Annotated in this window: 25 protein-coding genes and 1 riboswitch; of the genes, 13 read left to right on the top strand and 12 right to left on the bottom strand. The window is 35.3% G+C overall.

Annotated features, from left to right (window positions below; translation table 11 throughout):
- The first annotated feature begins 87 nt into the window (after window positions 1–87).
- Together ACFSTA_RS03720 and ACFSTA_RS03715 are read left to right on the top strand one after the other, a co-directional pair.
- Entirely contained in the window at window positions 88–1,272 is a 1,185-nt protein-coding gene (locus ACFSTA_RS03720) for a metal ABC transporter solute-binding protein, Zn/Mn family (RefSeq protein WP_377555206.1), read from the top strand.
- A 78-nt stretch (window positions 1,273–1,350) separates the two neighbouring features.
- Window positions 1,351–1,536 carry a hypothetical protein gene (locus tag ACFSTA_RS03715; protein ID WP_377555205.1) on the top strand — a complete coding sequence of 62 codons (186 nt, stop codon included), beginning with the start codon at window positions 1,351–1,353 and terminating at the stop codon, window positions 1,534–1,536.
- 28 nt (window positions 1,537–1,564) lie between these two features.
- Here the strand turns inward: ACFSTA_RS03715 and ACFSTA_RS03710 are convergent, their stop codons facing one another.
- Both ACFSTA_RS03710 and htpG read right to left on the bottom strand, forming a co-directional pair.
- The gene (locus ACFSTA_RS03710) at window positions 1,565–2,014 is read right to left on the bottom strand and encodes an AraC family transcriptional regulator (RefSeq protein ID WP_377555204.1); all 450 of its coding nucleotides are present in this window, start codon (window positions 2,012–2,014) and stop codon (window positions 1,565–1,567) included.
- Window positions 2,015–2,354: 340 nt separating this feature from the next.
- Window positions 2,355–4,232, bottom strand: coding sequence for a molecular chaperone HtpG (gene htpG, locus ACFSTA_RS03705; RefSeq protein ID WP_377555203.1), 1,878 nt, complete (start codon window positions 4,230–4,232; stop codon window positions 2,355–2,357).
- 194 nt (window positions 4,233–4,426) lie between these two features.
- Between htpG and ACFSTA_RS03700 the strand changes: the two genes are divergently transcribed.
- A complete protein-coding gene (locus ACFSTA_RS03700) occupies window positions 4,427–4,783 on the top strand; it encodes a hypothetical protein (protein ID WP_377555202.1) in 357 nt (118 codons plus the stop codon).
- 315 nt (window positions 4,784–5,098) lie between these two features.
- Here ACFSTA_RS03700 and yhbH read toward each other — a convergent pair whose 3' ends face one another.
- The gene (gene yhbH, locus ACFSTA_RS03695) at window positions 5,099–6,259 is read right to left on the bottom strand and encodes a sporulation protein YhbH (protein ID WP_377555201.1); all 1,161 of its coding nucleotides are present in this window, start codon (window positions 6,257–6,259) and stop codon (window positions 5,099–5,101) included.
- Window positions 6,260–6,428: 169 nt separating this feature from the next.
- A complete protein-coding gene (locus ACFSTA_RS03690) occupies window positions 6,429–8,324 on the bottom strand; it encodes a PrkA family serine protein kinase (RefSeq protein WP_377555200.1) in 1,896 nt (631 codons plus the stop codon).
- A 189-nt stretch (window positions 8,325–8,513) separates the two neighbouring features.
- Here ACFSTA_RS03690 and ACFSTA_RS03685 point away from each other — a divergent pair, with 189 nt between their 5' ends.
- Entirely contained in the window at window positions 8,514–9,197 is a 684-nt protein-coding gene (locus tag ACFSTA_RS03685) for a DUF421 domain-containing protein (RefSeq protein WP_377555199.1), read from the top strand.
- Window positions 9,198–9,363: 166 nt separating this feature from the next.
- Window positions 9,364–9,942 (top strand): DNA-3-methyladenine glycosylase, encoded by a 579-nt coding sequence (locus ACFSTA_RS03680; RefSeq protein WP_377555198.1) that lies wholly within the window; start codon window positions 9,364–9,366, stop codon window positions 9,940–9,942.
- A gap of 231 nt (window positions 9,943–10,173) precedes the next feature.
- Here the strand turns inward: ACFSTA_RS03680 and ACFSTA_RS03675 are convergent, their stop codons facing one another.
- Entirely contained in the window at window positions 10,174–10,332 is a 159-nt protein-coding gene (locus ACFSTA_RS03675) for an anti-repressor SinI family protein (protein ID WP_377555197.1), read from the bottom strand.
- A 27-nt stretch (window positions 10,333–10,359) separates the two neighbouring features.
- Window positions 10,360–10,445: riboswitch (cyclic di-GMP riboswitch) on the bottom strand.
- 128 nt (window positions 10,446–10,573) lie between these two features.
- Window positions 10,574–12,091, bottom strand: a complete 1,518-nt coding sequence (locus ACFSTA_RS03670) for an alpha/beta fold hydrolase (protein ID WP_377555445.1) — start codon at window positions 12,089–12,091, stop codon at window positions 10,574–10,576.
- Between the two features lie 216 nt (window positions 12,092–12,307).
- Between ACFSTA_RS03670 and ACFSTA_RS03665 the strand changes: the two genes are divergently transcribed.
- The 4 genes from ACFSTA_RS03665 (at window position 12,308) to ACFSTA_RS03650 (ending at window position 16,799) form a co-directional block, all read left to right on the top strand.
- Window positions 12,308–13,000, top strand: a complete 693-nt coding sequence (locus ACFSTA_RS03665; protein ID WP_377555444.1) for a response regulator transcription factor — start codon at window positions 12,308–12,310, stop codon at window positions 12,998–13,000.
- The gene (locus ACFSTA_RS03660) at window positions 12,997–14,001 is read left to right on the top strand and encodes a sensor histidine kinase (protein WP_377555196.1); all 1,005 of its coding nucleotides are present in this window, start codon (window positions 12,997–12,999) and stop codon (window positions 13,999–14,001) included. Before ACFSTA_RS03665 ends, ACFSTA_RS03660 begins: the two co-directional genes overlap by 4 nt.
- Window positions 14,002–14,095: 94 nt before the next feature.
- Window positions 14,096–14,857, top strand: a complete 762-nt coding sequence (locus ACFSTA_RS03655) for an ABC transporter ATP-binding protein (protein ID WP_377555195.1) — start codon at window positions 14,096–14,098, stop codon at window positions 14,855–14,857.
- Window positions 14,847–16,799 carry an ABC transporter permease gene (locus ACFSTA_RS03650; protein WP_377555194.1) on the top strand — a complete coding sequence of 651 codons (1,953 nt, stop codon included), beginning with the start codon at window positions 14,847–14,849 and terminating at the stop codon, window positions 16,797–16,799. The genes ACFSTA_RS03655 and ACFSTA_RS03650 overlap by 11 nt, the downstream gene beginning before the upstream one ends.
- A 41-nt stretch (window positions 16,800–16,840) precedes the next feature.
- Here ACFSTA_RS03650 and ACFSTA_RS03645 read toward each other — a convergent pair whose 3' ends face one another.
- Window positions 16,841–18,169, bottom strand: a complete 1,329-nt coding sequence (locus ACFSTA_RS03645; RefSeq protein ID WP_377555193.1) for a S8 family peptidase — start codon at window positions 18,167–18,169, stop codon at window positions 16,841–16,843.
- Window positions 18,170–18,371: 202 nt separating this feature from the next.
- Here ACFSTA_RS03645 and ACFSTA_RS03640 point away from each other — a divergent pair, with 202 nt between their 5' ends.
- Both ACFSTA_RS03640 and ACFSTA_RS03635 read left to right on the top strand, forming a co-directional pair.
- Entirely contained in the window at window positions 18,372–19,217 is an 846-nt protein-coding gene (locus tag ACFSTA_RS03640; RefSeq protein ID WP_377555192.1) for a cell division protein FtsZ, read from the top strand.
- A 126-nt stretch (window positions 19,218–19,343) separates the two neighbouring features.
- Window positions 19,344–20,069, top strand: coding sequence for a DUF421 domain-containing protein (locus ACFSTA_RS03635; RefSeq protein WP_377555191.1), 726 nt, complete (start codon window positions 19,344–19,346; stop codon window positions 20,067–20,069).
- Between the two features lies 1 nt (window position 20,070).
- Here ACFSTA_RS03635 and ACFSTA_RS03630 read toward each other — a convergent pair whose 3' ends face one another.
- Window positions 20,071–20,721, bottom strand: coding sequence for a TerC family protein (locus ACFSTA_RS03630; RefSeq protein WP_377555190.1), 651 nt, complete (start codon window positions 20,719–20,721; stop codon window positions 20,071–20,073).
- Between the two features lie 448 nt (window positions 20,722–21,169).
- On the opposite strand from ACFSTA_RS03630, the gene ACFSTA_RS03625 reads away from it, so the two are divergent.
- Window positions 21,170–22,495 (top strand): DUF2254 domain-containing protein, encoded by a 1,326-nt coding sequence (locus ACFSTA_RS03625; RefSeq protein ID WP_377555189.1) that lies wholly within the window; start codon window positions 21,170–21,172, stop codon window positions 22,493–22,495.
- 74 nt (window positions 22,496–22,569) lie between these two features.
- Window positions 22,570–23,478, top strand: a complete 909-nt coding sequence (locus ACFSTA_RS03620) for a Gfo/Idh/MocA family protein (RefSeq protein WP_377555188.1) — start codon at window positions 22,570–22,572, stop codon at window positions 23,476–23,478.
- Window positions 23,479–23,562: 84 nt separating this feature from the next.
- Here the strand turns inward: ACFSTA_RS03620 and ACFSTA_RS03615 are convergent, their stop codons facing one another.
- The 4 genes from ACFSTA_RS03615 to ACFSTA_RS03600 form a co-directional block, all read right to left on the bottom strand.
- On the bottom strand, window positions 23,563–24,480 hold the full coding sequence (locus tag ACFSTA_RS03615; RefSeq protein ID WP_377555187.1) for a peptide ABC transporter permease: 918 nt from the start codon (window positions 24,478–24,480) through the stop codon (window positions 23,563–23,565).
- Window positions 24,477–25,376 (bottom strand): ABC transporter permease subunit, encoded by a 900-nt coding sequence (locus ACFSTA_RS03610; RefSeq protein WP_377555186.1) that lies wholly within the window; start codon window positions 25,374–25,376, stop codon window positions 24,477–24,479. Before ACFSTA_RS03610 ends, ACFSTA_RS03615 begins: the two co-directional genes overlap by 4 nt.
- A 236-nt stretch (window positions 25,377–25,612) precedes the next feature.
- Entirely contained in the window at window positions 25,613–25,774 is a 162-nt protein-coding gene (locus ACFSTA_RS03605) for a hypothetical protein (RefSeq protein ID WP_377555185.1), read from the bottom strand.
- Window positions 25,767–25,979, bottom strand: coding sequence for a hypothetical protein (locus tag ACFSTA_RS03600; protein WP_377555184.1), 213 nt, complete (start codon window positions 25,977–25,979; stop codon window positions 25,767–25,769). The genes ACFSTA_RS03605 and ACFSTA_RS03600 overlap by 8 nt, the downstream gene beginning before the upstream one ends.
- Between the last annotated feature and the right edge of the window lie 257 nt (window positions 25,980–26,236).

Below are 26,236 nucleotides of genomic sequence, written 5' to 3'. Positions count from 1 at the left end.
CCACAAATCGTAATCATTACTATTTACAAAACGTAATCATTACGATATAATCTGTGTTATGAAATAAAAAGGAGATGAACAATACACATGAAGTATCTAGCAACTTTGTTTGGAATCTTATTACTTTCTTTATTTTTAGTAGCATGTACCAGCCAAACCGAAAGCAGCCAAGACGAAGATAAAGCTGCAGTAGAAGAGGCTTTAACTATCTATACCACGCTTTATCCGTTACAAGACTTTGCAGAAAAGATCGGAGGAAGTTATGTAAAAGTTGAAAGCATTATTCCTCCTGGATCAGATAGCCATACATATGAGCCGACCTCAAAAGAAATGGTGGAAATCGCCAAGGGTGATGTGTTCATATACAACGGTTTAGGAATGGAAACCTATGCAGAAAAAATTTCATCTGCGTTAGAAAATGAAGATGTTCTTATTGTTGAAGCAACTACAGACATTGAAACAATAGAACACTCCCATGATCATAGCGAGAATACAGAGGATGATGGTCATGACCACGAGCATGGTGATGATGCTGAAACCGAAGATCATGGCCACGACCACGAGCATGGGGACGATGCTGATGCTGAAGATCATGACCACGATCACGAGCATGGAGAAAATGCTGATGCGGATGAACACGAGCACGATCATGAGCATGGAGAAAATGCTGATGCTGAAGACCATGACCACGAGCATGGCGAAGATAATGCGGATGAAGATAAAGATCATGAACATGATCACGCCCACGGAGACCTTGACCCACATATATGGTTGGATCCGTATCGCTCAATTAAGCTTGCTGAAAACATTAAAAATGCACTTGTAGAACTGATGCCAGAAGCTGCTGAAGAATTCGAGCAAAACTATGAATCTTTGAAGACAGAATTAGAAAAACTTGATCAAGATTTTCATACATTAGTAGATTCAAAGAGTAATCCGGAAATGATTGTTTCTCATGCCGCTTATGGATATTGGGAGGATACCTATGGCATTCATCAAATTCCAATAGCTGGATTGTCTTCAAGCGATGAACCATCTCAAAAAGATTTAATTGAAATCGTGAATCTTGCCAAGGAAAAAGAAATTAACTATATTGTTTTTGAGCAAAATGTATCACCGAAAGTTGCTGAGGTAATTCAAGAAGAGATAAATGCAGAAGCAATTCAGTTACACAATTTATCGGTTCTAACGGATGAGGATATTGAAAACGGTGAAGATTATTTCAGTCTAATGAAAAGAAACCTGGAAAACCTAGATAAGGTTTTAAGATAAACAAAACACATCAACAAAGTATAAAGGGTTTGATTTTGGAGTATAAAAATTAAATAAACATTAAAAAAGGAATGCAATTTGGCATTCCTTTTTACTTGTAAAATAACAAAGGATTTAGCATTCAATGTATACATTATTACCCTCATAGATTCTTTAGCTTACAGTATTATCATTATCGGATTAGCGGAGGAAGTACAAGCCTCTACCGTTACTGATAAGCCGCTTGTTCTTCTCATTATAGTTTTACTATCTGTTGGTGAATAAATAGCAAACAAAAAACTTTAACAATCTATCATAATTTTACAGGTACACATATTTCGCAATAAGGGTTGTAAATCATATCACCAGTGTATCTTTCCATAATAGGTTTGCTATCAATTTGATATCCATTACTTTGCAGAGAAGAAAAAATATCAACATATGCTTTTTGAATAACTTCTGCTGTATGTTTGACCTCGTATATAAGGTATTTCCCACCAGAAAGTTCACTTTCGCAAATTGAATCATCCATTTGATAATCCTTTGAAATAACAATACAAGCATCAAATCTGCAATTTTCAGGAAGTGTTGTCTCCGGGTTATCTTGTGGAATTGCAAGTAGGGTTGCCGATTCAAGAAGATGTTTCTCTTTAGCCCATTTTTTTAACTTCTCCATTACTTCAATATTAGCAGGACCATATGGACCAACTCGTCGCATATAAGCAATACGATAGTTTGGAATTGTTTCTACTTTAAAATTCATGATTTATTACTTCCTTTCTTTTTTATATTTGTTTGCTACATTTCGAATGTAGCATGCTTTAAAATTAGATACATTACATTTTTTAAAATATATTATTTCTCGGGGGCTTTTGTTGGTAGAAAAAAATAATGGCTTATATTGAGGACTCGTATTCGCATATGAAGTGGCAAGCACATATGAAGTTACTTTGCCTTTGTATCATTTCAAATGTTATCGCTATACAACCCCTTTCATAACAAATTAAAAGGAGATACGAATTCAATTGCGAATTGTATCTCCTTTTAATTTTTTTATTATATTACGATTCAATCGGAACTTATCACAATCCCAGCCTTTACACTTATACCATTACCTTACACATATTATTTGTAAATTCTACTGGATCTTCAACTGGTAAGCCTTCAATTAATAAAGCTTGGTTATATAGAATCGTTGTATACAGATCGACTTTTTCTTTATCCTGTTCAAATGCTTGTTTCAAGCTTGTAAAGATCTCATGATTAGTATTGATTTCAAGCACTTTATCTGCTTTTATCTGTTGGTTATCAGGCATTGCATTAATGACTTTTTCCATTTCAATGGAAATATCACCATCAGCAGATAAGCAAACAGGATGTGTTTTTAATCGCTTAGAAACTCGTACATCTTTAACTTTATTTGAAAGTACCTCTTTCATATAGTCAAATAGATCTTTGTTTTCGGTATCCTCTTTCTCCGATTCCTTCGTTTCTTCCGAGTCAATTCCGAGGTCTCCACTGGACACTGATTTAAATTCTTTATCGTTATAATTCACTAACATGCGAATTGCAAATTCATCTATTTCTTCTGTGAAGTACAGAATTTCATACCCTTTATCTGCAACCATTTCTGTTTGTGGAAGTTTATCAATTTTTTCATACGAATCACCAGTTGCATAATAAATATACTTTTGATCTTCCGGCATTCTAGATACATACTCGTCCAGCGTAACTAATTTCTTCTCCTTAGAAGAGTAGAACATTAGTAGATCTTTTAGTACATCTTTGTTTGCACCAAATTCATTGTAAACGCCAAATTTCAATTGTCTTCCAAAGGCATCATAAAACTTTTCATATTGCTCTCTTTCATCTCTTTGTAAACTTAGCAACTGACTCTTAATCTTTTTACTAATATTTTTTGCAATTAGCTTTAATTGTCTATCATGCTGCAGCATTTCCCTGGAAATGTTCAATGATAGATCTTCTGAATCAACAAGACCTTTTACAAAACTGAAATGGTCTGGAAGTAAATCGGAACATTTTTCCATGATAAGAACGCCATTAGAATATAGTTCTAGGCCTTTTTCATAATCTTGAGAGTAATAGTCAACTGGTCTATTTTCAGGAATATAAAGAATAGCATTATATCGGATAGTACCATCCACACTGACATGAATATGTTTTAAAGGTTTATCAAAACCATATCTTTTTTCTTGGTAAAAATTCTGGTAGTCTTCATCTGTTAACTCTTTCTTATTTTTACGCCAGATAGGTACCATACTATTGATCGTTTGTTCTTCTATAATATCTTCGTACTCATCATCGCTTCCTTCTTTAAGCTTACGTTCAGTAACATCCATTTTTATTGGATAACGGATAAAATCAGAGTACTTTTTAATAATATCTTTTAAACGGTATTCTTCCAGGAATTCATCATATGATTCTTCTTCTGTACTTTCTTTTATCTTCAAAATCACTTCTGTTCCGACCGTTTCTTTCTCCGTTGTCTCAATGGTATACCCATCAGAACCTTGTGACTCCCATTTATAAGCCTCTTCACTTCCTAAGGATCTACTAATAACCGTCACAACATCAGCAACCATAAATGCTGCATAAAAACCAACACCAAACTGACCAATGATATCGTGACCATCTTTAATTTCATTTTCATTTTTAAAAGATAAAGAACCACTTTTGGCGATGGTACCAAGATTTTTTTCTAGTTCCTCTTTTGTCATTCCAATACCTGTATCGGTTATAGTTAATATTCTTCTATCTTTATTCGCATCTACTTTTATGTAGTAATCCTCTGGATCAAAGCGAAGCTTCTCATCAGTTAATGCCTTGTAATATATTTTGTCAATGGCATCACTTGCATTTGAAATAAGTTCTCGTAAAAAGACCTCACGCTGTGAATAAATGGAATTAATCATTAAGTCTAACAGCCGTTTCGACTCTGCTTTAAACTCTGTTTTGCCCATAATAACCTCTCCTTTCAGTTTGAATTAGCACTCTAACCTCTCAAGTGCTAATCTATATTTTAAATATCATAATCCAGTATGGACTGTCAATTGTTATACTTCACCCAGTTCAAGTTAAAAATTACCACGATTCAAACGCGAAACCTTCGTATGATTGCTTTCATTGAGGATAGCCTACTAATAGGAGGGATTATATGGAACAGAAATTTTTATCTATTGAGGAATTTAATGATTTATTACAACAGTGGAACGGACAAACGGTTAAAGTAACAAAGCATGAGATGGATGACCTTGATCAAACTGTATTACATTTACGAGATGTTTCCTATGCTCGAAATACACGTCGAATAGATGACTATGAGCCGATGCATTCCCTTCACTTAAATGGGGATGGTGATATTACAACCGGTGTGACCAATAGTACACATCAGCCGCTTCCAACATCCATGTATGAAATTCCGTTACAGGATGACTCATTATATGAGTATGACGGCCAGAAGTTTTTAATTAGTACGGATCGTGGGGTTTATAAAATAGAGGTTGTGGAGTGAACCTGTTAGTGAGATGAGTTAATGTAAGTGTATTGATTCGGTAAATGGAGCGATTCGCTGTTAAGTTCAATTATTCGCTCAGAAAGTACACCAATTCGCTCATAAACTTAAATATTAGCTCACAAGAGAAAATTTACCTGCGTCCTTGAAAAAGAAAATCACATTTTCTGTGTGCGATGTTTCACTCAGAATATTTTCACATCCTTGGCAGCATTAACACTAGGATGTCCTGTACTTCGTGGCTGGGCGTAGATGTTCCAAATAAATTAAGCCAATTATTTTCTTACAACAAAAAACCCCCATCAAGGGGGTCAATTAAACAACTAATGCCTCTTTTTGAAAGAATTTTTTCATTGCATGGTACACATCTTTCTTCTCTTTCATAATATAATGACGAAACTTCGGATCTTCCAATGACTGATATGCTCGCATTAATGTGGAAGGACGATTATATAAATTCACTTCAGCATACCCAAACATATTGGAAACATCCATTATTTCATTCACCAGCTGAATACACTTCGGGTTATCCGAGGTGATATTCTCTCCATCTGAAAAATGAAAAGGATAAATATTAAAGCGAGATGGATTATATTTTTCATCGATGAGTTCTAATGCTTTATCATATGCTGAGGAACAAATCGTACCTCCACTTTCACCCTTGGAAAAGAAATGTTCTTCTGAAACAACCTTCGCCTCCGTATGATGTGCGATAAATGCGATTTCTACCGATTCATACTTGGTTCGCAAAAATCGCGTCATCCAAAAGAAGAAGCTTCGAGCCATATACTTTTCGAATGTACCCATAGATGCACTCGTATCCATCATTGCTAAAACAACTGCCTTTGATTCCGGCTTAATCTCTTCATTCCACGTTTTAAAGCGCAAATCATCATTATATATTGGTGTTATTTCTGCATTTCCCTCTGTCGCATTACGCTTTAAAGCAGTTAAAATCGTTCGTTTTTTATCAATATTACCCATTAAACCTCTTTTACGAATATCATTAAATTCTATTTTCTCGGTAACAATCTCTGCCTGTTCCTTTTGCTTTAAATTAGGTAGTTCAAGTTCTTTGAAAAGCGCATCCTCTAGCTCTTCCAATGACACTTCCGCTTCATAATAATCTTTACCAGGCTTATCTCCTGCCTTTTTTCCTTGGCCCGGTCCATTTTTTCCTTTTCCAGGCTCACGACCGACCACATCACCAACCTGACTGTCACCATCACCTTGGCCTATATGCTTCGATTTGTTGTGATTGTAGCGTATTTTGTACTCATCCAAAGAACGAATTGGAATTTTCACTACATCGCGACCATTAGACATAATAATGCTTTCTTCACTTATTAAATCCGGTAAATTATTTTTTATGGCTTCCTTTACTTTGTCCATATGACGCTGTTGATCTTGAAAGCCTTTGCGATGGAGGGACCAGTCTTCTTTGGATACGACAAAATTCTTACTCTGTTCCTGCATGCCTTTCCCTCCTATATTTATTTTTAAATATCATATTACCAAAAATGGTATAACATGATATTTTATTTATCTTATGCATCAACATGCATAAGATTGCACTTAAAAACCCTATTTCTTTTGAAAAAACAACAAGACTAACAATATGTCAGTCTTGTTGTCATTCTTTTGTTTATCGATTTAATAAACTTCCGACATAACGGAGTAACTCGTTCGCCGATACGGAATTATATCCATACTCATCGATTAATCTCGCAATGACCTCGTTAATTTTCTTAAGCTGTGATTCATCTGGCGTCTTGGATGAAGTAGTAATCTTAACGACATCTTTTAAGTCAGCAAACAGTTTTTTCTGAATAGCTTCACGCAATCGCTCATGTGAATTGTACTCGAATTTCTTTCCTTTTCTTGCATATGCAGAAATTCGGATTAAAATCTCTTCGCGGAATCCTTTTTTCGCGTTTTCGGAAATTCCGATTTGTTCTTCTATTGAACGCATCAGTTTTTCATCTGGATTCATTTCCTCGCCAGTCAAAGGATCACGCAGTTTATTTTTATTGCAATATGCTTCCACATTATCTAAATAATTATCCATTAATGATTTCGCCGATTCCTCATAAGAGTATACAAATGCTTTCTGAACTTCTTTCTTCGCAATTTCATCATACTCTCTTCTTGCAATAGCGATATAATTCATATATCGCTCTTTATCTTCCTGTGAAATGGACGCATGTTGGTTTAACCCATCCTTCAATGATCGCAATACATCAAGTGCATTAATAGAAGAAATCTCTTTTCGAATAATTGTAGAGGAAATCCTGTTAATCACATAACGCGGATCAATTCCATTCATACCTTCATCAGAAAATTCTTTGCTAAGTTCTTCAACATCTACTTGATTAAATCCTTCGACACTATCTCCATCATACAGTCGCATCTTTTTCACAAGGTCTACACCTTGTTTCTTTGATTCCTTTAGTCTAGTTAAAATCGAGAATATGGCAGCAACTCTTAATGCATGTGGCGCAATATGCACATGTGCCATATCACTTTCCTTAATCATTTTTCCGTAAATTCGTTCTTCCTCACTTACTCTCAGGTTATAAGGGATTGGCATTACAATAATCCGAGAGTGAAGTGCCTCATTCTTTTTATTCGAAATAAAGGAACGATATTCTGCTTCATTCGTGTGCGCCACAATCAATTCATCTGCAGAAATTAGCGCAAACCTACCAGCCTTAAAATTTCCTTCCTGTGTCAGTGATAGCAAATGCCATAGAAATTTTTCATCACATTTAAGCATTTCCTGAAATTCCATCATACCTCGATTTGCTTTATTCAATTCGCCGTCAAAGCGATATGCACGTGGGTCGGATTCTGATCCGTATTCTGCAATCGTAGAGAAATCAATACTCCCTGTTAAATCGGCAATATCTTGGGATTTTGGATCAGATGGGCTAAATGTTCCAATACCTACTCGTTTATCTTCAGAGAAAAATATTCTCTCCACTGTTACATTTTCTATTTGCCCACCATACTCTTTTTCCAAACGCATCGTATTTAATGGTGATAAACTTCCTTCGATACGAATACCATACTCCCCAAAAAAGTCCTCTCGCAAGTGACTTGGTATGAGGTGTAATGGATCTTCATGCATTGGACAGCCCTTAATCGCATACACCGCGCCTTCATCTGTCCGTGAGTATTGCTCTAGACCTCGCTTCAGCATGGTAACAATGGTTGATTTTCCTCCACTCACAGGTCCCATCAATAGCAATATGCGCTTACGTACATCTAGTCGCTTCGCAGCTGGGTGAAAGTATTCTTCTACTAACCTTTCAATTGCTTCTTCTAGCCCAAAAATTTCTTCACCAAAAAAATGGTACATTTTCTTACCATCTCTCTCGGTTAATCCTGATGCTTTGATCATATTATACACACGGGAATGTGCGGTTTGGGCTACTTCTGGTCGTTCTTTAACAATTTCCAAATACTCCGCGAAAGTCCCTTCCCACTGCAAGCGTCTTTCCTCTTCTCGATAGCTCTTCACTTTTCCTAGAATGTCCATGGTATTCCCTCCATATAGGTCGCGGTATTTATACATCTTATGCAGAAGTTTAGTACATGATTCCGAAGTTTTTCCCGCTTCATCCGCTAACCTTTTTAAAAATTAGTTTCATAGGAATAAATTATTGTAAAATGCCAAAACTGTTAATAGAAATATAGTTTCTACTTTGTAGATTTAGGAGAGGGCAATATGGAGTTAAGCTTTATCGACGTTTCTTTGAAGATCATCATTGGATTCTTTCTTCTGTTTTTTATTACGAAGATTTTAGGAAAAACCACTATTAATCAATTAACCCCCTTTGACTTTATTACTGCAATCGTATTATCAGAGTTGCTAGGAAATGGTATATATGAAGATAAAGTAAGTATGATATATATCATCTACACCGTACTCTTATGGGGTATTTTAATGATTTCAATGGAAAAGATTCTGTTAAAATATAAAAGTTTAAGAGGATTATTGGAGAGTAACCCCTCCATTATTATTCGTGATGGAAAAATTGATAGACATCAATTAAAAAAGAACCGGATGAATATCAATCAACTATTAAGTTTACTAAGGCAAAGTGAGATTTTCTCGATTCGGGAAGTAGCATTCGCCATACTAGAATCAAATGGAGCGATCAGTGTATTAAAGAAGCATTTATATCAAAAGGTAACCATAGAAGATTTAAAATTGCCACCACAACCTACTGATCTTAGTACCACGTTAATTATGGATGGAGAAGTTATTGAAGATAACATTCGAAGCCTAGGGTTTGATGAAACATGGCTGCAGAAGCAACTTGTGACAAAAGGGATAAATAGTAGTGAGAAGGTTTTATATGCCGATTGGATCCCGAATAATGGTATATATGTCATTCCTTACGAATAACTAGTTGCCTTTACATATAACGCCTCTTATAACCAAGCTCTTCTAAAAGTGAATCCTAGTATTTCATTCAGTGAGGTTTTGCAGAGTTGCAATTTACCTCACTGAATTTTATGCTTGTCTCAAGATAAAGATACTTAGAGGAAATAGGAAGGAGTAGTACATACATATGCAGCCTTTACCAGAAACCTTTTACGATCAACCTACACTAGAATTAGCAAGATCCTTACTTGGTTGTGTGTTAGTGAACGAAACAGAGGAAGGAAATACTTCCGGTTATATTGTGGAAACAGAGGCGTATTTAGGTGCAACCGACCGCGCAGCCCATAGCTTTCAAAATAGGAGAACGAAACGTACAGAAATTATGTTCGGAAAAGCTGGAATGGTGTATACATATACAATGCATACGCACTGTCTAGTAAATGTTGTGAGCGGAGAAATAGGTCAACCGGAAGCAGTCTTGATTCGTGCAGTTGAGCCTAAGCAAGGACTACATTTAATGGAAAAAAGAAGACCTGTCACAAAGATCGAAAACCTAACGAGTGGACCAGGGAAGCTTACAAAGGCGATGGGGATTTCGACTGCTGATTACGGACGTTCATTCCTAGAGCCACCACTTTATATTGCGGAAGGTTTTACTCCAGATAGTATTACACAAGGAAAACGAATAGGTATTCATAATTCCGGAGAAGCAAAGGATTATCCTTATCGGTTTTGGATAACCGGCAATAAGTTTGTTTCAAAGTAAAGAAGCCCGCTAATGATTAGTAGCGGGCTTCTTTATTCCACAAACGATGTCACTCAGAAATAGCAATTTGGTTTTTACCGTTTTGCTTTTTCCACTGCTGTCATCATCTATTATATATATATTTCATTTTATAATGTAGTATTTGATAGATAAAGGGTGATTTTCCTCCAAAAGAAAAACCTTTCTCATCCAGAAAGGTAAGGTCCAATCCATTATTTATTTCTAACTTTCCTACACACGGATCTCTTTCTCGGTATGTAAAAAGAAATTCTTAATACCCTTTTCCTGGAATAACGCTCTAACTTCCTCCAAGGTCATCCCCATGTCCTTTGCTTCTTGAATCAGTTCCACCCACTCTTGATCAAGCCTCACGTTTACAGAGTTAATCATAGTTCCCCCCTAAAATACAATTGTATTTCAGGTAGCCCAGCCATCATATTGTTCCCAACTGTAGATCTGTGACTTTGCGTCCCTACTTTTCAATAGGTTTGCCTTTTTCTGAACAGCGGAATAAGATTTCAAATATTTATACCCTGAATTATAGCAAATGACTCGTTACAGTATCATTACACATGAAAAAAATTATATAACTATGATGAACTGCACCCTTTTTCAGAAGCTAGAAAATGTCTTAAACCATGCGTTGTTCTAAGATATTCACACGTTCATTCAAGTGAAAATCATCTATTTTATACTTTAATGCTGTCTTTAAATAATACAAAGTGTTTTTCATCTTGCCTTGTTTTTCATACCAATCAGCAAGGAATATCGACATATCTCCCCATTTTTCTTCAATGCAATTTCTTTTATTTAGAAACCACTCTTCATAAAGTCCAGGTAACGGATTATCCGTAATTTCTGCTAGTATTTTTTTATATTGCATAGCTTTTTGATTGTCATCTTCAAGTAATTGCGCATTTTCTATCGCTTCTAAATGACTGTGTAAGTCAGACTTTACTTTCCCTTGTAAAAAAACATGCTCTCTTTCGGTCACCAGAATAGAAGCACTAGTCTTACGGTCCGCTTCTAGCAAATGCTTTAAATGGTGCAAGGCTACCCTTAAACGGTTACGAGCATGGATAAGATCTACTTCTGGCCAAAATATGTCACAGAGCTCATCACGTGTAACCGATTGTTGAAGGATTAGGTAAACAAGAATTTGTTTAGCCTTTCGTTTTCCCCATCCTTCATGGATTCTTTCCCCATTTACAACGACACCGAAACCGTTCATAATATGGACGTGTAATTCATTATAATGTTCTCTTTTTTCACTAAACATCCCTCTTATCTCTGAATACATTTCCGAAGTTAATTCTTCTTGATAATTATTCTCTGATACGTTTCTTTGGTTGTTGTTTTGTTTCTCAATAAAATTGTGAATCCATTCCGATGTAATTTCTGGTTGATCCATCTGTATTAAAAACGAAGCGAATGGTACGGTATAATATCTGGCATTCGGATTAAAGTTGAGACTCGCACTATTTAATTCGGGAGGAAATACCTCATCCTCTGAACCAGAAAGGATTAGTATTGGTTTATCTACTTTTTGTAAATACATAATTGCATGATGCAAATCCTTTGTATGAAATAAATCAAAGTAAACTTCCGGTGACACTTTTTCAAAAGCATGTAGTAAAATCTTTTCCTTGTCTTCTGTAAGGTCATAGCATATGTTGTTGACTAACTTCTTCCCCATTTCTAATACATTACGCTGCCCATTTACAAATTCTTTTCGTTGATTAATAACTTTGTCTCCAAGTTTCTTTGGGTAATGAAATGGCACACTGAATAATATCAAGGAACGTAACCGTTGTTTCACTTCTTCATCTTGCGCAGCGAGGTAGACTGCAACTAGTCCACCAAAACCTTGTGCGATAAAATGATAGTTTTGTATGTCCAATTCAGATAATAGGTATTTCAAATCTTCACTAAGAATTTCAACGGTTCTCTTTTGTTCGCCAGCATCACTATCACCATGGCCACGCAAATCGTAAACAACTACATCATAGTGTTTACGAAAATATGGTATTACGAAATCCCATGAATGCATGTCTAGACCAGTACCGTGAATTAAAATAAGTGTTTCCTCCGCATATGGATCTTCGGATTGAATCCATTCATAATTTATATGAATATTATCACGTTTCATCCAGACCAAATTACATCATCCCCATTTGAATTTATGTAAAACAATCTATCTGCTCTAGTTATATATAACTAATTTCGTTAAAATATGGTAGAATTCCTTCTTTTTTTCTTATATTTACTTGATCGTTTACGTAGATATATATTTATTTACATTGTTACTGGAATCATATTACTATAATATGGAAAGTATTCTTACGGGAATTGTGTGGTGAATCAATTGTTTAAAATTATGTTAATCGAAGATGATACAACCCTATTTCAGGAAATAAAAGAAAGATTGTCTCAATGGTCCTACCATGTGCAAGGTATTTCTGATTTTGCGCATGTCATTGAGGAATTTACTACAAATAAACCTGATTTAGTTATTATTGATATACAGTTACCTAAATTCGATGGATTCCATTGGTGCCGAATGATTCGCTCTCATTCGAATGTGCCAATTATCTTTTTATCTTCTCGTGATCACCCAACAGATATGGTAATGTCCATGCAGCTAGGTGCAGATGATTTTATCCAAAAGCCCTTCCATTTCGATGTACTAATTGCTAAAATACAAGCCGTTCTTCGACGAGTTTATAATTACAATACGGAGCAGCAATTAGACCTAAAGACATGGTGCGGTGCAACAATTGATTATGCCAAAAACATCGTAACAACGCATACGAACTCTGTTGAACTCACAAAAAATGAGATGTATATTTTAAAGATTTTAATCGAAAAGAAAAATGAAATTGTTTCTCGTGACGAATTAATAAAGAGTTTATGGGACGACGAGCGGTTTGTCAGCGATAATACGTTAACCGTTAATGTAAACCGACTAAGAAAAAAATTAGAGGATCTTGGATTAGGACAATATATTGAGACAAAAGTGGGACAAGGATATATCGCTAAGGAAGAGGCTACCTTATGATTCGTAAGTTTTTAAGAGAAAGACGAAGCTGGATCATCTTCTTCATTGCCATACAGCTATTACTCATATTTATCAGTTTCATTGATCCGTCAATTGCGCTGATGCCGATGATATATATTGTTTTCCTATCTCTCATTAGCTGGGGTGCCTTTGTCATCATCCGTTATAACAAAGAATCAAAGTTCTATCGAAGTGTACAAGAATCAGATCGTACTATTGATTTATCCAGTATACCAAAAGCAGAAACACCATTTGAAACATTAATCGAAGAACATCTGAAGCAATTGACAGAATTCTATAAAGAGGAAATTAATGACCAACTAACGAGTCTGGAGCAAGAAAAAGATGAATTATTATCTTGGATTCATGAGGTAAAGACACCATTAACAGCCATGCAGTTAATGATTGATCGAGTGGATGACGAAAACCTGAGATCACAATTACGATACGAGTGGCTACGTGTCCATTTATTAGTGGATCAACAACTACATCAAAAGCGTATTCCATTCATTAAAAATGATTTATATATCGAAAAAACAGCTATCGAGCCATTAATCTTTCAGGAAATTAAAGCGTTAAAATCATGGTGTATCCAAAAAGGAATTGGTTTTGATGTCTCCCTTGAATTTACGGAAATTCTCACCGATGTAAAATGGCTTGGATTTATTATACGGCAACTTCTTACGAACGCTGTCAAATACAGCGACTCAACCGACATTATAATAAAAGGCTATCAGCAGGAAGGCATTGATCATTTACAGATTCAAGATTTTGGTCGTGGTATTGACCCCAAGGACCTGCCACGAATTTTTGATAAAGGTTTTACTTCTACGCTCAACCATAAAGACAGTGCCTCAACTGGAATGGGCTTATACTTAACGAAAAAAGTAGCCGAATCGTTACATATACGCCTTCATGTACAGTCAATCGTCGGTAAAGGAACCACCTTTACGTTATCATTCCCAAAAAAGAATGATTTTGTAACTATCACAAGCATGTGACAACATTGTCACATGCTTTCCTTGTATTGTTATATCATATAAAGGTAAATACGCTATATTTTGTCTAAAATAGAAGCAAGAAGGAGTGAATCAAATGAAAATACTTGAGGCAAATAAAATTTATAAAAGTTATGGAAATAAATTTAATAAACAAGAAGTGTTAAAAGGAATTGACATTCATGTAGAAAAGGGCGAGTTCGTTAGTATTATGGGAGCATCTGGTTCCGGAAAGACAACATTACTGAATGTACTATCATCTATAGATCATGTTTCAAAGGGTTCGATTAAAATTGAAGAAAAAGAATTCACTAGAATGCGGGACAAACAACTAGCCGAATTTAGGAAGCATCATTTAGGATTTATCTTTCAGGAATATAATTTACTAGATACATTAACCGTGAAAGAAAATATTCTATTACCTTTATCCATTAAAAAAGTTTCCAAAAAAGAGGCAGATAATAAGTTCCAAACCTTAGCAGCTGAGCTAGGTATTGATGACATTAAAGATAAGTATCCAAATGAAATATCTGGTGGACAAAAGCAGCGAACTTCTGCAGCTCGTGCATTTATACATGAGCCCAGCATTATTTTCGCAGATGAACCTACTGGGGCACTCGATTCCAAATCTGCCTCTGATTTACTCAATAAACTAAGCGAACTGAACCAAAAAAGAGAAGCATCCATTGTAATGGTTACCCATGATCCCGTAGCAGCAAGCTTTAGCAAAAGGGTTGTATTTATAAAAGACGGTCAAATATACACACAATTAAACAAGGGTGAGGAAACAAGACAATCATTCTTTCAAGATATTATTAAAACCCAGGGTGTGTTAGGTGGGGTAAACCATGAACATTAAGCATCTCATCTATCGAAACTTAAAGAAAAACCTGAAAAACTATTATCTTTATGTGTTTGCGTTAATTTTTAGTGTTGCCTTATATTTTGCCTTTGTCACATTACAGTATGATCCATCGATGGATGAAGCAAAAGGGTCCATTAAAGGAGCAGCAGCAATTAAAGCGGGTTCGATTATATTAATCATGATCGTAACTATTTTCCTTTTATATGCAAACAACTTATTTATTAAACGTCGTAGTAAAGAAATTGGGTTATTTCAACTAATTGGTATGACAAAGGGTCAAATATTTAGAATCCTTAGTATGGAAAACATTATGCTATATTTTGGATCTATGTTCGTAGGAATTTTTATTGGGTTCTCCATGTCTAGGTTAGCTATGATGATTTTGCTTAAGGTAATAGGCATTGAAGCAGTTGCTACCTTACGATTCTCGACAGAAGCATTAACCCAAACCATCCTTGTCTTTGCGTGTATCTATGTTTTAATCTTGTTAATGAATTTCATTTTTATCAGAAGACAAAATATCTTATCCTTGTTTCGAGTAAACTCCACAACCGAAGATACAGTAAAGAAACTGTCACTCACTCAAGTTATTTTAGGTGTCTTGGGGATTGGATTCATTGCTTTCGGATACTATTTATCCACAAGACTATTTAGTGGAGACTTTGTCGGAATGAATGAGTTATTCATGGCAATGATAGCTATTCTCGGAAGTGTCATTTTAGGGACATTTTTATTCTACAAAGGCTCGGTGAGCTTTATTTTTAATATTATCCGTAAAAAGAAGGACGGCTATGTAAATGTAAAAGATGTATTATCACTTTCATCTATTATGTTTCGGATGAGATCGAATTCTTTGTTATTAACGATCATAACAACCGTATCCGCTCTTGCTCTCGGTTTATTATCTTTGAGCTATATTTCTTATTATTCTGCAGAAAAAACAGCGGAGCAATCCGTTCCTAATCATTTTTCTATCCCAGATGAGGAGCATGCAGAACAATTTACAACTACATTAGACAACCACGATATAGCTTATACTACGACCAAAATGAACTTATTAGAAATAGAAGTAGATATATCCGACATTTTAGGTTCCTATGATGAGATGAACTTAAATTTCGACCCTGGCTTAACAGCAATGACTGTTGTAAGTGATGAATTTATCGATGATTTGGATATTTCAACGAAAGAGACTATTTTTATTAATTCAAATGAAGCTTTGTTGCAATTCTTAACATTAGAAGAATCCGGTCACGTCAATTTCATCGGAGATCATAACACCATTGAGTTGGCGTATATTGGAATAGAAAATAAGAGTATCTTACCGTTACGTCTTACGCAAGGTGGATTCCCAGCTGCTGTTGTTGATCATGAAATCTACCAACAGCTTGAAGAAGGGCTAAATCCAGACACTTTGGAAGAAATGGAATTTCCTGTTTATGTTGGCATTGATATTGAAAGGTCTAGAGATTTAGAAGAAGCAAATGATATCTTTCAACAAGATGTAAGTAAGTGGGCAGGTCATGAATCTCGATTAGAATTAAGTCAAAATCAAAAACAAACGATGGGCCTTATCATGTTTATCGTTGGATTCTTAGGTTTAACCTTCCTTATTACTTCTGGGTGTATTCTTTACTTTAAACAAATGGACGAAAGTGAAGATGAAAAATCTAATTATACAATTTTACGAAAGCTAGGATTCACACAACATGATTTATTAAAAGGCATACGTGCAAAACAAATTTTTAATTTTGGAATACCTTTAGTCGTAGGGTTGAGTCATAGTTATTTCGCCGTGAAATCTGGTTGGTTTTTCTTCGGCACGGAAATGTGGACACCGATGATTATGGTCATGATCTTTTATACCGCTTTGTATTCCGTCTTCGGATTTCTTTCGGTGTTGTATTATAAGCGAGTGATTAAAGAGGCTCTCTAAATATTATGTAAGGCTCCAGTTCCGTAAACTGGAGCTTATTTCTATGCTAATGGTATTGTTTTTTCTGCGTTTATATAACCTGCCCCATATACATTTGGATCACCGTTTCCCCATGCATCTGCACTTCCCATCACCATTCGTTTAACCTCATTCGGCGTTAACGTACGATTGTATTGTAGCAATAAAGCTACTAAACCTGCACATATAGGAGTTGCCATCGAAGTGCCTGATAGCGTCGTATAATATTTATCCACTCTAGTATCTCGCTGCTTATCTATATAAGAACGTGGTGACCTTAAAGAGACAATATTAACGCCTGGAGCAACGACATCTGGTTTGATTTCATTGTACAACGTTGGACCTCTACTTGAGAAACTAGCAATCTCATCCCCTGTACGTGAAACGGTGTTTTGATCATCTATTGCTCCAACTGTAATGACTTTGTCACTAATCCCTGGACTTGAAATGGTACCACTATCTGGACCTTCGTTACCAGCAGCTACACAAACTACCATCCCGGCATCCCACGCCGCTTCTACCATTTGTACCATTGGGTCATCATTTTCATTTGGATAAACGGAGCTCGCTGGACTTCCAATGGACATCGATAATACATCAATACCCAATTCATCTTTATGATCAATCGCCCATTGAACCCCTTCCATGACTGTTTCTAATGAACCGGATCCAAGTTTATCAAGCACTTTTATACCAACTACTTCGGCTTTTGGAGCGGGTCCTTTATACTTCCCGTCTGATGCTGTTCCATCGCCTAATGCACACCCTGCACAATGGGTCCCATGACCATTATCATCATAAGGTTCCCTACGATTGTTTATGAAATCGCGAAATCCTTTCATGCGCCCTCGTAAATCCTCATGTGGAAATATTCCGGTATCGATTACCGCAATCGTTACATTTTCCCCTGTTAATTGGGCATCATTTCTAATGAGGTTGTCCGCATGGATTGCAGGTGTAGCCACATCCAATAACGCACGAACCTCTCGATTGTAATAGACTTTATGAACATGATTACAAGATGAAAGTATGTCCTTCAGTGCAGTCGGTGTAACAATAGCACTACAGGACTTAATACTCTTAAAGTCCTTTCTATGCTGACAACCTGTGTAACGAGAGACGATATCCTTTACTAGATTCATATCATTTTGACAGCTAATAGATTCAGTATCTTTAAACTTAATAATCACCGGTAGTTTCTTTTTTTTATTTAAAAATGCTTCATAGGGGCGGTGCAAATAACAGGGAGTATGCTTGAACGGACGATACAATGCCAGAAATTCTTCACGCAAATGACGGTCTAGTCGCGCTGCGTTGTTTCTTATCATTTCTATCATTGAAATACCAACCATCTATTTCTCCTCCTTTTCTATGAGATACTGATAATCTATGAAAAAGGCTAGGAGAAGAAACGGTGTTTGTTCCCTATTTGGAGAAATTGATCTAACAGACCCTGTCTTTCAACAAAACTAGTTGATTTTCTCAACATAATCTGACAAGTTTTATGAGATATATCCGATATAATGATGAAAAAGCAGAGTTGGGAGAGACATTATGGCGATAAATTTTAGTTTATTCAAAATGGATACCGACTTTTCCGATAGGGAACAGTCTGTTATTGCAGACCTTCAAAGAGAAGAATTGTGTTTTTATAGATTTATAGGAGGAAACTCTAGTGAAACCGAGGATCTTAGTCGAAAGTTACAAGTATTAAAGGAGAGAAAAGCACTTTTAATTGGTATATTCCGCTTTCCATTCCGATTTGAAGGAAAAAAAAGATTTCAAACTGCAACGGAGCAATATTTCCAAATGAAAGAAATTTGTGATGCTGTTATATTTTTTGATAGTGATGCCTTAATGGAAACAATTGAATCAACTACAAGCATTCGTGAAGCCAATCTTACCTTCAATGCTATTGAGGAACGTACGATTCATACACTACGGGAAATGGTAGAACAGACAGGTGAAATTAATATCGATTTCCAAGATATCGATACATTTATAAAAAGGAAAAAGGGACCACTTTTTCTACATACTATTGAGGGAGATTCCTTTGATGAACCACTGAAATACTTAATCTCTACTCCATATTTACCAGAGGATTTTACAGACGGGGAGCAATTAATAATCAATATTGGATATACGAGAGATGTAGATATGGAAGCTTTCCGTCAAATCAACTTACGGCTTAACGACTTATTTTCTAAAGCAGATCTGTTTAAATTAGGATCGTACTTTATTGATGAACCTGGTCAACAATTTATAATTACGTTGCTTGTAAATGGCATCAAAGACCCAGTTGTTACACCAGTTGTAGATAAAAAAATGCCAAAATACAAGGAGCTATTCAAAAAATGGCAAAACTATTCAGAAGGCGGTAAGAAAAAAGTTAATTTTTAAGACTGATCAAACAAGAAAATATTGTTGGTCAGTTTTTTTACATACATGAATCGACGGAATTTATGTATAGTTCTACTTCAGTTAAAAATAATATTAGAAACGCGATTGGGAAGTAGGGCAAAGCTAATGTATGAAACGATAAAAGAAATAGGTGTTACGTTAGGAAGAATAGCAACTATTTTACCGTTACTATTATTTGTCACCTTATATATGGGGAAGCGTGCAATAGGAGAGTTACCAATATTTGATTTTTTAATCGTCTTAACACTCGGTGCAGTTGTTGGTGCAGATATAGCTGACCCGAACATTCACCACCTCCCAACAGCTGCAGCAATTATTTCTTTAGGAGTATTTCAACGCCTTGTTAGTAAGTGGAAAATTTCCAACCGAACCATTGGAAAACTCATCACTTTTGAACCGACTATAGTTATTTACAATGGCAAACTACTAGATCAAAACATAAAGAAAATCCGATATTCCATCGATAACATTCTTCAAATGTTACGAGAAAAGAATGTATTTGATATTGCGGAAGTAGAAACCGCTATAATAGAGTCAAATGGATCATTAAGTGTTTTAAAAAAGCCAGGAAAGAACCCAGTAACTGTAGAGGACATGAATATTCCAAACAAATCCTCTACCATTACTTTTCCTGTTATAATAGAAGGAAACATTTATTCTACAGTGCTTGAACAATTTCATCTAAATGACGAATGGTTAGAACAACAACTTTCCGCACTAGGAATAAAAGATAAAAAAGATGTATTCTATGCGTCAATTAACCGACATTTACAATTACAGATTTCATTAAAAAACGAGACCACACCTAACATCCCTAATATTCGACACTAGGCTAAGTATGTTTTCTTTTATACTTACCAATCGTAATAACAAAAAGGACGATACTAGCCAAGAAAACAACCTCTAACAGTGGATATGAAGTAATATATTGATGTACAATTTTTTCTTTTACGATCATCTCACCTGCCGTCCATGCAAGAAGTGCTGCACCGAGATAAATAATAAAGGAGTATTTATCCATCAAACGAAGTATATACTGGCTTGCAAAAAGGATAATAGGAATACTAAGAATTATTCCAAGCATAACTAGAAGGATATCATTATTAGAAACAGCTACAATAGCTAAAACATTGTCTAAGCTCATTAGTAAATCAGCAAAGATAATAATGATGATGGCATCCTTAAGCGTACTACCAACCTTAATATTATTTTCTTCCCCATGGTTGTCCACTAATAATTTATAGGAAACAATTAAAAGAAGTATTCCACCGATCAAATGAATAAAAGGTAGCTTTAACAAGTAAATCACAAGTAACGTAAATACAATTCTGAATCCAACTGCTCCAATCGTTCCCCACAGTACCGCCTTTTTCTTTAACTTATCTGGCAGGTTTCGACTTGCCATAGCTATTACTACTGCGTTATCGCCACTTAGAATTAAGTTTATTAATAGAATCTTAACTAAAGGCTCAAAAAAATCCAAGGTCATCCCCCACTCTCATTTCCCTTATCACTTTTATGACATTAATTTGGCAATAGCTTGTCCAAAAGAAAAGATGGATAATTTTTTTTGACTACTAATAAACCTATGTTTTCGTGAGTGGTTACATTACTTTTTTATTTACCTAAAAAGATCGATTGAATTGTTGCTTGTGAGCGAATATTTTTATTTATGAGCGAATCGTTGCTGGTTCTGAGCGAATATTTCATTTTATGAGCGAATTGCTGCTGGTTCTGAGCGAATATTTTATTTTATGAGCGAATCGCTACTGGAAGCTAAAGCGTGTTTTTCTGCCGGAGTGGGTTTGTGGCACTTGATTCAATAAGATTAAAAGAGGAAAACGTTAAAATTAGCTACCGTTTAAAACTCGGTCATTAGAATAAATCATATGTAACCTGTGAAAAATAAGCATGAATGGTGGTGAATTCATTTGGCATTTAAAAATTTCATGTTCCGAATTCGTTCTAGCTTTTGGTATTTACCTAGTGTATATGGTTTGATTGCAGCGGTTCTAGCATTTCTAAGCACTAAACTGGATGCATTCATTTTAAAATTCAATGCCATTTATTCGGCTATTCCATCCATGCTTTTTGCCGATATCGATCTGGCTCAAACAATACTCAGCTCTATTTCCGCTTCACTTCTAACGATGACGACCATTACTTTCTCTACCATTCTTGTCGTATTAACTACATATCTATCTGAATTCTCTCCAAGGACGTTACAAAACTTCATTAGAGATCACCATACACAGCGTGTCCTTGGTATTTTTGTCGGAGGAATTATTTATTCTCTACTTTTATTATTACTCTTGCGTGAGACGGTTGAAGTAAATCAATTCATTGTCCCTTTTTTTGCTATCATTATTGCAATTATTTGTTTGATCGTTTTCGTTTTCTTTATTCACCATGTTACAAGCTGGATACAGGTGAGTAACTTAATTCATAACATTACATTGGACACAATCAAAAAAATTAATAATGACCTAAAAGATGTGGAAAATGTAAATAAAGATGCACCTTGGGATGATTGGGAAAGTGAAGAAATTAAGCAGATAAAACCAAGACCTATTACTGTAAAAAAGGCAGGCTATATACAGGATATTGATGTAAAGGGAATGGTAGGACAAGCTAGTAAGGATGAAAGTATTATCCGTATTGAAAAGCGAATTAATGATTATGTGGATCCAGACACACCACTCCTTTCACTGTGGACATTTGGAGATAGTAATGTCCAAGATAATTATGAAAGATTTGTAACCATTGGAACGAAACAGGCTGCTTATAACGATATTGAAACTGGACTAACAAAGATTGTTGAAATTGCGTTACGAGCATTATCTCCCGGTATAAACGATCCTAATACAGCTATTAACTGCATTGATAACCTGGGAAAGATTTTAACAAAATTAGGTAAGAAACATTTACCCAGGTCATTTCATAATGATAAGCAACGGAACTTACGGGTAATTTATAAGCAACCCAACTTTTCGGACTATCTTTATCAATGCTTTTACCAAATTCGCCAAAGCGGTTTTCATGATATATCTGTACTTTCTGCAGGAATTAAAGCATTGACAATTATTGCGGAAAGCAACTCAAAGGAGGTTAAGGAAATCGTTTGGGAATTTACCGAATACATTGTGGAAGGAATCGACAAAGAATCATTACTATCATTAGATAATCGTTATATTAATGAAAAACTAGAATTACTTGCTCAAGCCACAGATCATCGTATGGATTTTAAACCATTGTAGAATAATAAGAGATTTTTGTGTTTACCTCCCATCATTGATAAGATAATAATTATTTAAATGAATGGAGCGGTTTCATGAGAATAGGGATTATCGGATTGGGAGATATTGCAAAGAAAGCCTACTTGCCTGTACTTTCAGAAAGAGAAGATATTGAACTTGTGTTTTGCACACGAAATGCGGATACCCTCAATCAGTTAGCGAGAAAGTATAGAATCAGAGAAAAGGTTCAAACTGTGGAAGAACTAATCGAACAAAACATTGATGCAGCATTTGTGAGCACTGCTACAGAAGCTCACTATGAAATTACGAAAAGGTTATTAGAAAATGGGATTAGCACATATATTGATAAACCGATATCCTTGAATTTCCAGGAAACAGAAGAAATAGTCAAACTCGCTAAAGATACTGGAAAAATTGCAATGGTAGGATTTAATCGAAGGTTTATTCCTCGAGTAAAAGATCTCAAGGAACAAGGGAGTCCAAATCTCATTATTATGCAGAAAAATAGATTTTCTGCTCCCGATTTTCCAAGAAGATTTGTGGTGGAAGATTTTATTCACGTGGTAGATACACTGCGTTTCTTGATGGACACGGAAGTAAATAACGTGCACGTTACGTTTCATCAAACCGGGGATAAGCTTGACCGGCTAGTAGTACAGCTTATTGGAGATGGGTGTATTGCATTAGGCGTAATGAACAGAAATGGCGGGGTGACCGAAGAAACCATTGAATATAACACTGGAACTAACAAATATGTTGTAGATCGCCTAGTTGATACCACACATTTTCACCATAAAGAAATACGTATATCTAAATTTGATGATTGGGTGCCAACTCTGTATAAACGCGGATTTTATCAACTTATCGATCATTTTATAGACTGTGTTCAACATCAAAAGCAACCTGATCCATCCATAGATGACTCCTTTATTACGCACAAAATATGTGAACAAATTGTTCAAGAGATACAATCTAATGGTTAAAAAAGTTATCGCCAACCCGACCCGGATTGGCGATTCTTTTAATACGTGTAAATAATATTGCTACTAGTTAATACCCATCATAAATTAAATATAGGAGTCTTTCTTTTTAGGTAGGTTTTGTATTCCATGAGCAATTAAATTAAACGTAAATATGGTTAGGGTCATAGCAAACGCTGACCAAAACGGAATCCAAATTGGACCACGTATATCAAGCGTAGAATTCATGAGCAGCATCGGCCAAGATATGGAATCATTTCTCATTTCAAAGACGCCAATCTCTACTTGAATAAGATCCTGTGAAATAAATATTCCAATGAGTCCTAACTGACCTAATAAAAACATAACTTTACTGATATCAGAGATGAAATAAACAGATACTTTTCCATAAAGAAATGGTAAGTAGTATGATTTTAATAACGTAAAAGAGTTTGCTCCCACTGCCAGCCCACTCTGAATGAATTCTTTCGAAGCAATCTCATCCAAATCCACTTTGATCATCTCTGCTGCTCTACCCACTTCAACAAAAGCAATAATCAGTATTAATAAATAGGGTCTTGTATCTGAAAATAAAAAAGGAGGTAGTGTAGCAAGTAACACAACCATTATTATCGTCGGTACATATGAAAAAAATTGATTCAAACCCTTTAAAAATACATTCGCACCTAAAAACTTTTTATGCGCTAAATAGGAAAGAGGAATAGCCAAAAGATAGCGAATCAGTGTAACGAGAATTACAATGAGTAAAGTTTCTTTTGCTCCCATCACTATTAGACTTAGCATATCCCTACCTTCCCGGTCTGTTCCTAAAAGATGCTCTTTAGAAGGTTCAAAAGGTGCTACTGAAAGACTACCTTCTGTCATAACAAAATCTATTTTCTCCAAATCTTCATCAATAAATGGTAAGTATTGCCCAAAGAACGCCATAAAGAAAAGGAAAATCAACAGTAGTAGACCAAAGCAGAATATGAAATTATTTTTGATGTAATATATTCCTTTCCTCATGCCTCTCTCACACCCTTCGGCACCAACCAATACTTCATTGCTAATGATAGAATCGTAACCGTGAAGACTATTACTAGCAATGGCAGCATAAATGCCAACGCCCGTACATCTTCATCTTCTAATATGCTTTGCAACAGTTGATAACCTGCTCCATTGTAATTGGATAGTTTTTCAATGATCGGCAAACTAGATAATATGTAAATAATGACTAATTGAGACTGGTTAATGATTGTGGACCAGCAATTCCATACCATATGAACAAGCGCTTTATACCTTGTTAGACCTTTTGATAAAACCGTTCTTACATATTCTTCGCTCATTTCATTTTCCATCGCCACGGAGGTTACCTTCACCATATGTGATAGCGGGAATATCATGATAGCTACTAAAGGAATAATAAAGCTATACCAGTCATCATTACTATAAATATTAAATCGAGGTAACCCATGACGCATTAACACAAGTAACAAATAATGACAGGATATAAACAAGAAAAAGTCTGGTATAGAAGAGAAGATCCAGGAGAAAAACGAAAGCACTCTTCCTCGTTTTCTTTTTCGATTGTAAAATTGCAAAACTCCTATTAGAGGACCGATTAGCATCGTCAAAATAAACCCAGGAATAATAATCTTCAAGCTTCTCACTAAGAACCTTTGGATTTCCTCCATGATTGGCGTTCCAGCTTTTGTTGTTCCAAATCCATTATTTGTTTGAAAATGATCGATAAATTGACTGATATTTTCTTTATAAAGTTCCATCGTAAACGGATAGTCTGCAACTTGGTGTGTAGGACGAAACACTTCAATCTCTCTTTCTCGTGGTAGTAATAGAATGAGCATAATTCCTATTAAAACGAGAAGAAAGGTTAGTATATTTTTACTGACCTGCCATACCAAAAGCAACCACCACCAATAATGTTTTAATTATTCGAATTGAATGAAATTAAAATTATCTTACCTTGAAAGACTGTTTTTGTCAAAATAAATCTAGTAAATTTTAACTATATCAACAAGTTACATTGATGATTGATCACTGTGACAATGGAGGGATCTCACCTTTGTACATTATAATTGGTGCTGCCCAGTCTTCAGAGGACCAGGTGCACCAATCATGACTGTATATAGGCATGTTTTCATCGATTTTTCAAATTGTCTAAATAAAGAGCAATACCGGCCCCAACTACAGCAAAAATTAGTTTTTCTATTTCAATTCCTATTCCCCTGTCGCCGAATAACAAAAACCCTACCAAACCACCAATAATAAATCCTATAATAGCTTTTATCATTTTACTCATTATAGCTTTCCTCCTTTACTCTCTTTTTATCTATTAAGGGCAGAGCAATTGCTAAACCAATAGCAGTAAGATACGGGAGAATCAAAATAACAAAAGGTATTTTCGTTACATCTATATGAAATAAAACTAGACATATTTTTATCATTCCACTGCCTAAGAGATTACCAACAAACCAACCTAATAATACTAAGGCAATTGTTCTCATCGTTTCATCCTTCCTCTCAAATTTTTTTAAAAAGCAATTAATTTTTTGAATTGCTTATGGGATCATATTAGATGTAAAAGGTTAATACTTTCTTATATAACTATTAATTATTTATTAAAATAAAAAATGTTGTGACTGCTAAACTAAATGTAACAGTTCTTGCTTGATAAGATTTAACACTTCTTGTCCATTAAAATTCTGGTAACTTCCAAGAGATCCAGAAAAAATACTAATGATTCTTCTTAGACACTAGATAT

This window comes from Ornithinibacillus salinisoli, from assembly GCF_042684965.1.
GTDB classification, from domain to species: Bacteria; Bacillota; Bacilli; order Bacillales; family Amphibacillaceae; genus Ornithinibacillus; species Ornithinibacillus salinisoli.
The sequence above is the reverse complement of the archived record's forward strand: the minus strand, read 5'-3'. Positions and strand labels throughout refer to the sequence as shown.

Coding starts and splice junctions, on each gene's coding strand:
- ACFSTA_RS03635 (WP_377555191.1), top strand. CDS start 19,344: ATGTATGAAACGATAAAAGAAATAGGTGTTACGTTAGGAAGAATAGCA.
- ACFSTA_RS03670 (WP_377555445.1), bottom strand. CDS start 12,091: ATGAAACGTGATAATATTCATATAAATTATGAATGGATTCAATCCGAA.
- ACFSTA_RS03710 (WP_377555204.1), bottom strand. CDS start 2,014: ATGAATTTTAAAGTAGAAACAATTCCAAACTATCGTATTGCTTATATG.
- ACFSTA_RS03640 (WP_377555192.1), top strand. CDS start 18,372: ATGGCGATAAATTTTAGTTTATTCAAAATGGATACCGACTTTTCCGAT.
- ACFSTA_RS03620 (WP_377555188.1), top strand. CDS start 22,570: ATGAGAATAGGGATTATCGGATTGGGAGATATTGCAAAGAAAGCCTAC.
- ACFSTA_RS03680 (WP_377555198.1), top strand. CDS start 9,364: ATGCAGCCTTTACCAGAAACCTTTTACGATCAACCTACACTAGAATTA.
- ACFSTA_RS03615 (WP_377555187.1), bottom strand. CDS start 24,480: ATGAGGAAAGGAATATATTACATCAAAAATAATTTCATATTCTGCTTT.
- ACFSTA_RS03650 (WP_377555194.1), top strand. CDS start 14,847: ATGAACATTAAGCATCTCATCTATCGAAACTTAAAGAAAAACCTGAAA.
- ACFSTA_RS03700 (WP_377555202.1), top strand. CDS start 4,427: ATGGAACAGAAATTTTTATCTATTGAGGAATTTAATGATTTATTACAA.
- htpG (WP_377555203.1), bottom strand. CDS start 4,232: ATGGGCAAAACAGAGTTTAAAGCAGAGTCGAAACGGCTGTTAGACTTA.
- ACFSTA_RS03605 (WP_377555185.1), bottom strand. CDS start 25,774: ATGAGTAAAATGATAAAAGCTATTATAGGATTTATTATTGGTGGTTTG.
- yhbH (WP_377555201.1), bottom strand. CDS start 6,259: ATGCAGGAACAGAGTAAGAATTTTGTCGTATCCAAAGAAGACTGGTCC.
- ACFSTA_RS03655 (WP_377555195.1), top strand. CDS start 14,096: ATGAAAATACTTGAGGCAAATAAAATTTATAAAAGTTATGGAAATAAA.
- ACFSTA_RS03660 (WP_377555196.1), top strand. CDS start 12,997: ATGATTCGTAAGTTTTTAAGAGAAAGACGAAGCTGGATCATCTTCTTC.
- ACFSTA_RS03645 (WP_377555193.1), bottom strand. CDS start 18,169: ATGGTTGGTATTTCAATGATAGAAATGATAAGAAACAACGCAGCGCGA.
- ACFSTA_RS03600 (WP_377555184.1), bottom strand. CDS start 25,979: ATGAGAACAATTGCCTTAGTATTATTAGGTTGGTTTGTTGGTAATCTC.
- ACFSTA_RS03720 (WP_377555206.1), top strand. CDS start 88: ATGAAGTATCTAGCAACTTTGTTTGGAATCTTATTACTTTCTTTATTT.
- ACFSTA_RS03685 (WP_377555199.1), top strand. CDS start 8,514: ATGGAGTTAAGCTTTATCGACGTTTCTTTGAAGATCATCATTGGATTC.
- ACFSTA_RS03675 (WP_377555197.1), bottom strand. CDS start 10,332: ATGATTAACTCTGTAAACGTGAGGCTTGATCAAGAGTGGGTGGAACTG.
- ACFSTA_RS03690 (WP_377555200.1), bottom strand. CDS start 8,324: ATGGACATTCTAGGAAAAGTGAAGAGCTATCGAGAAGAGGAAAGACGC.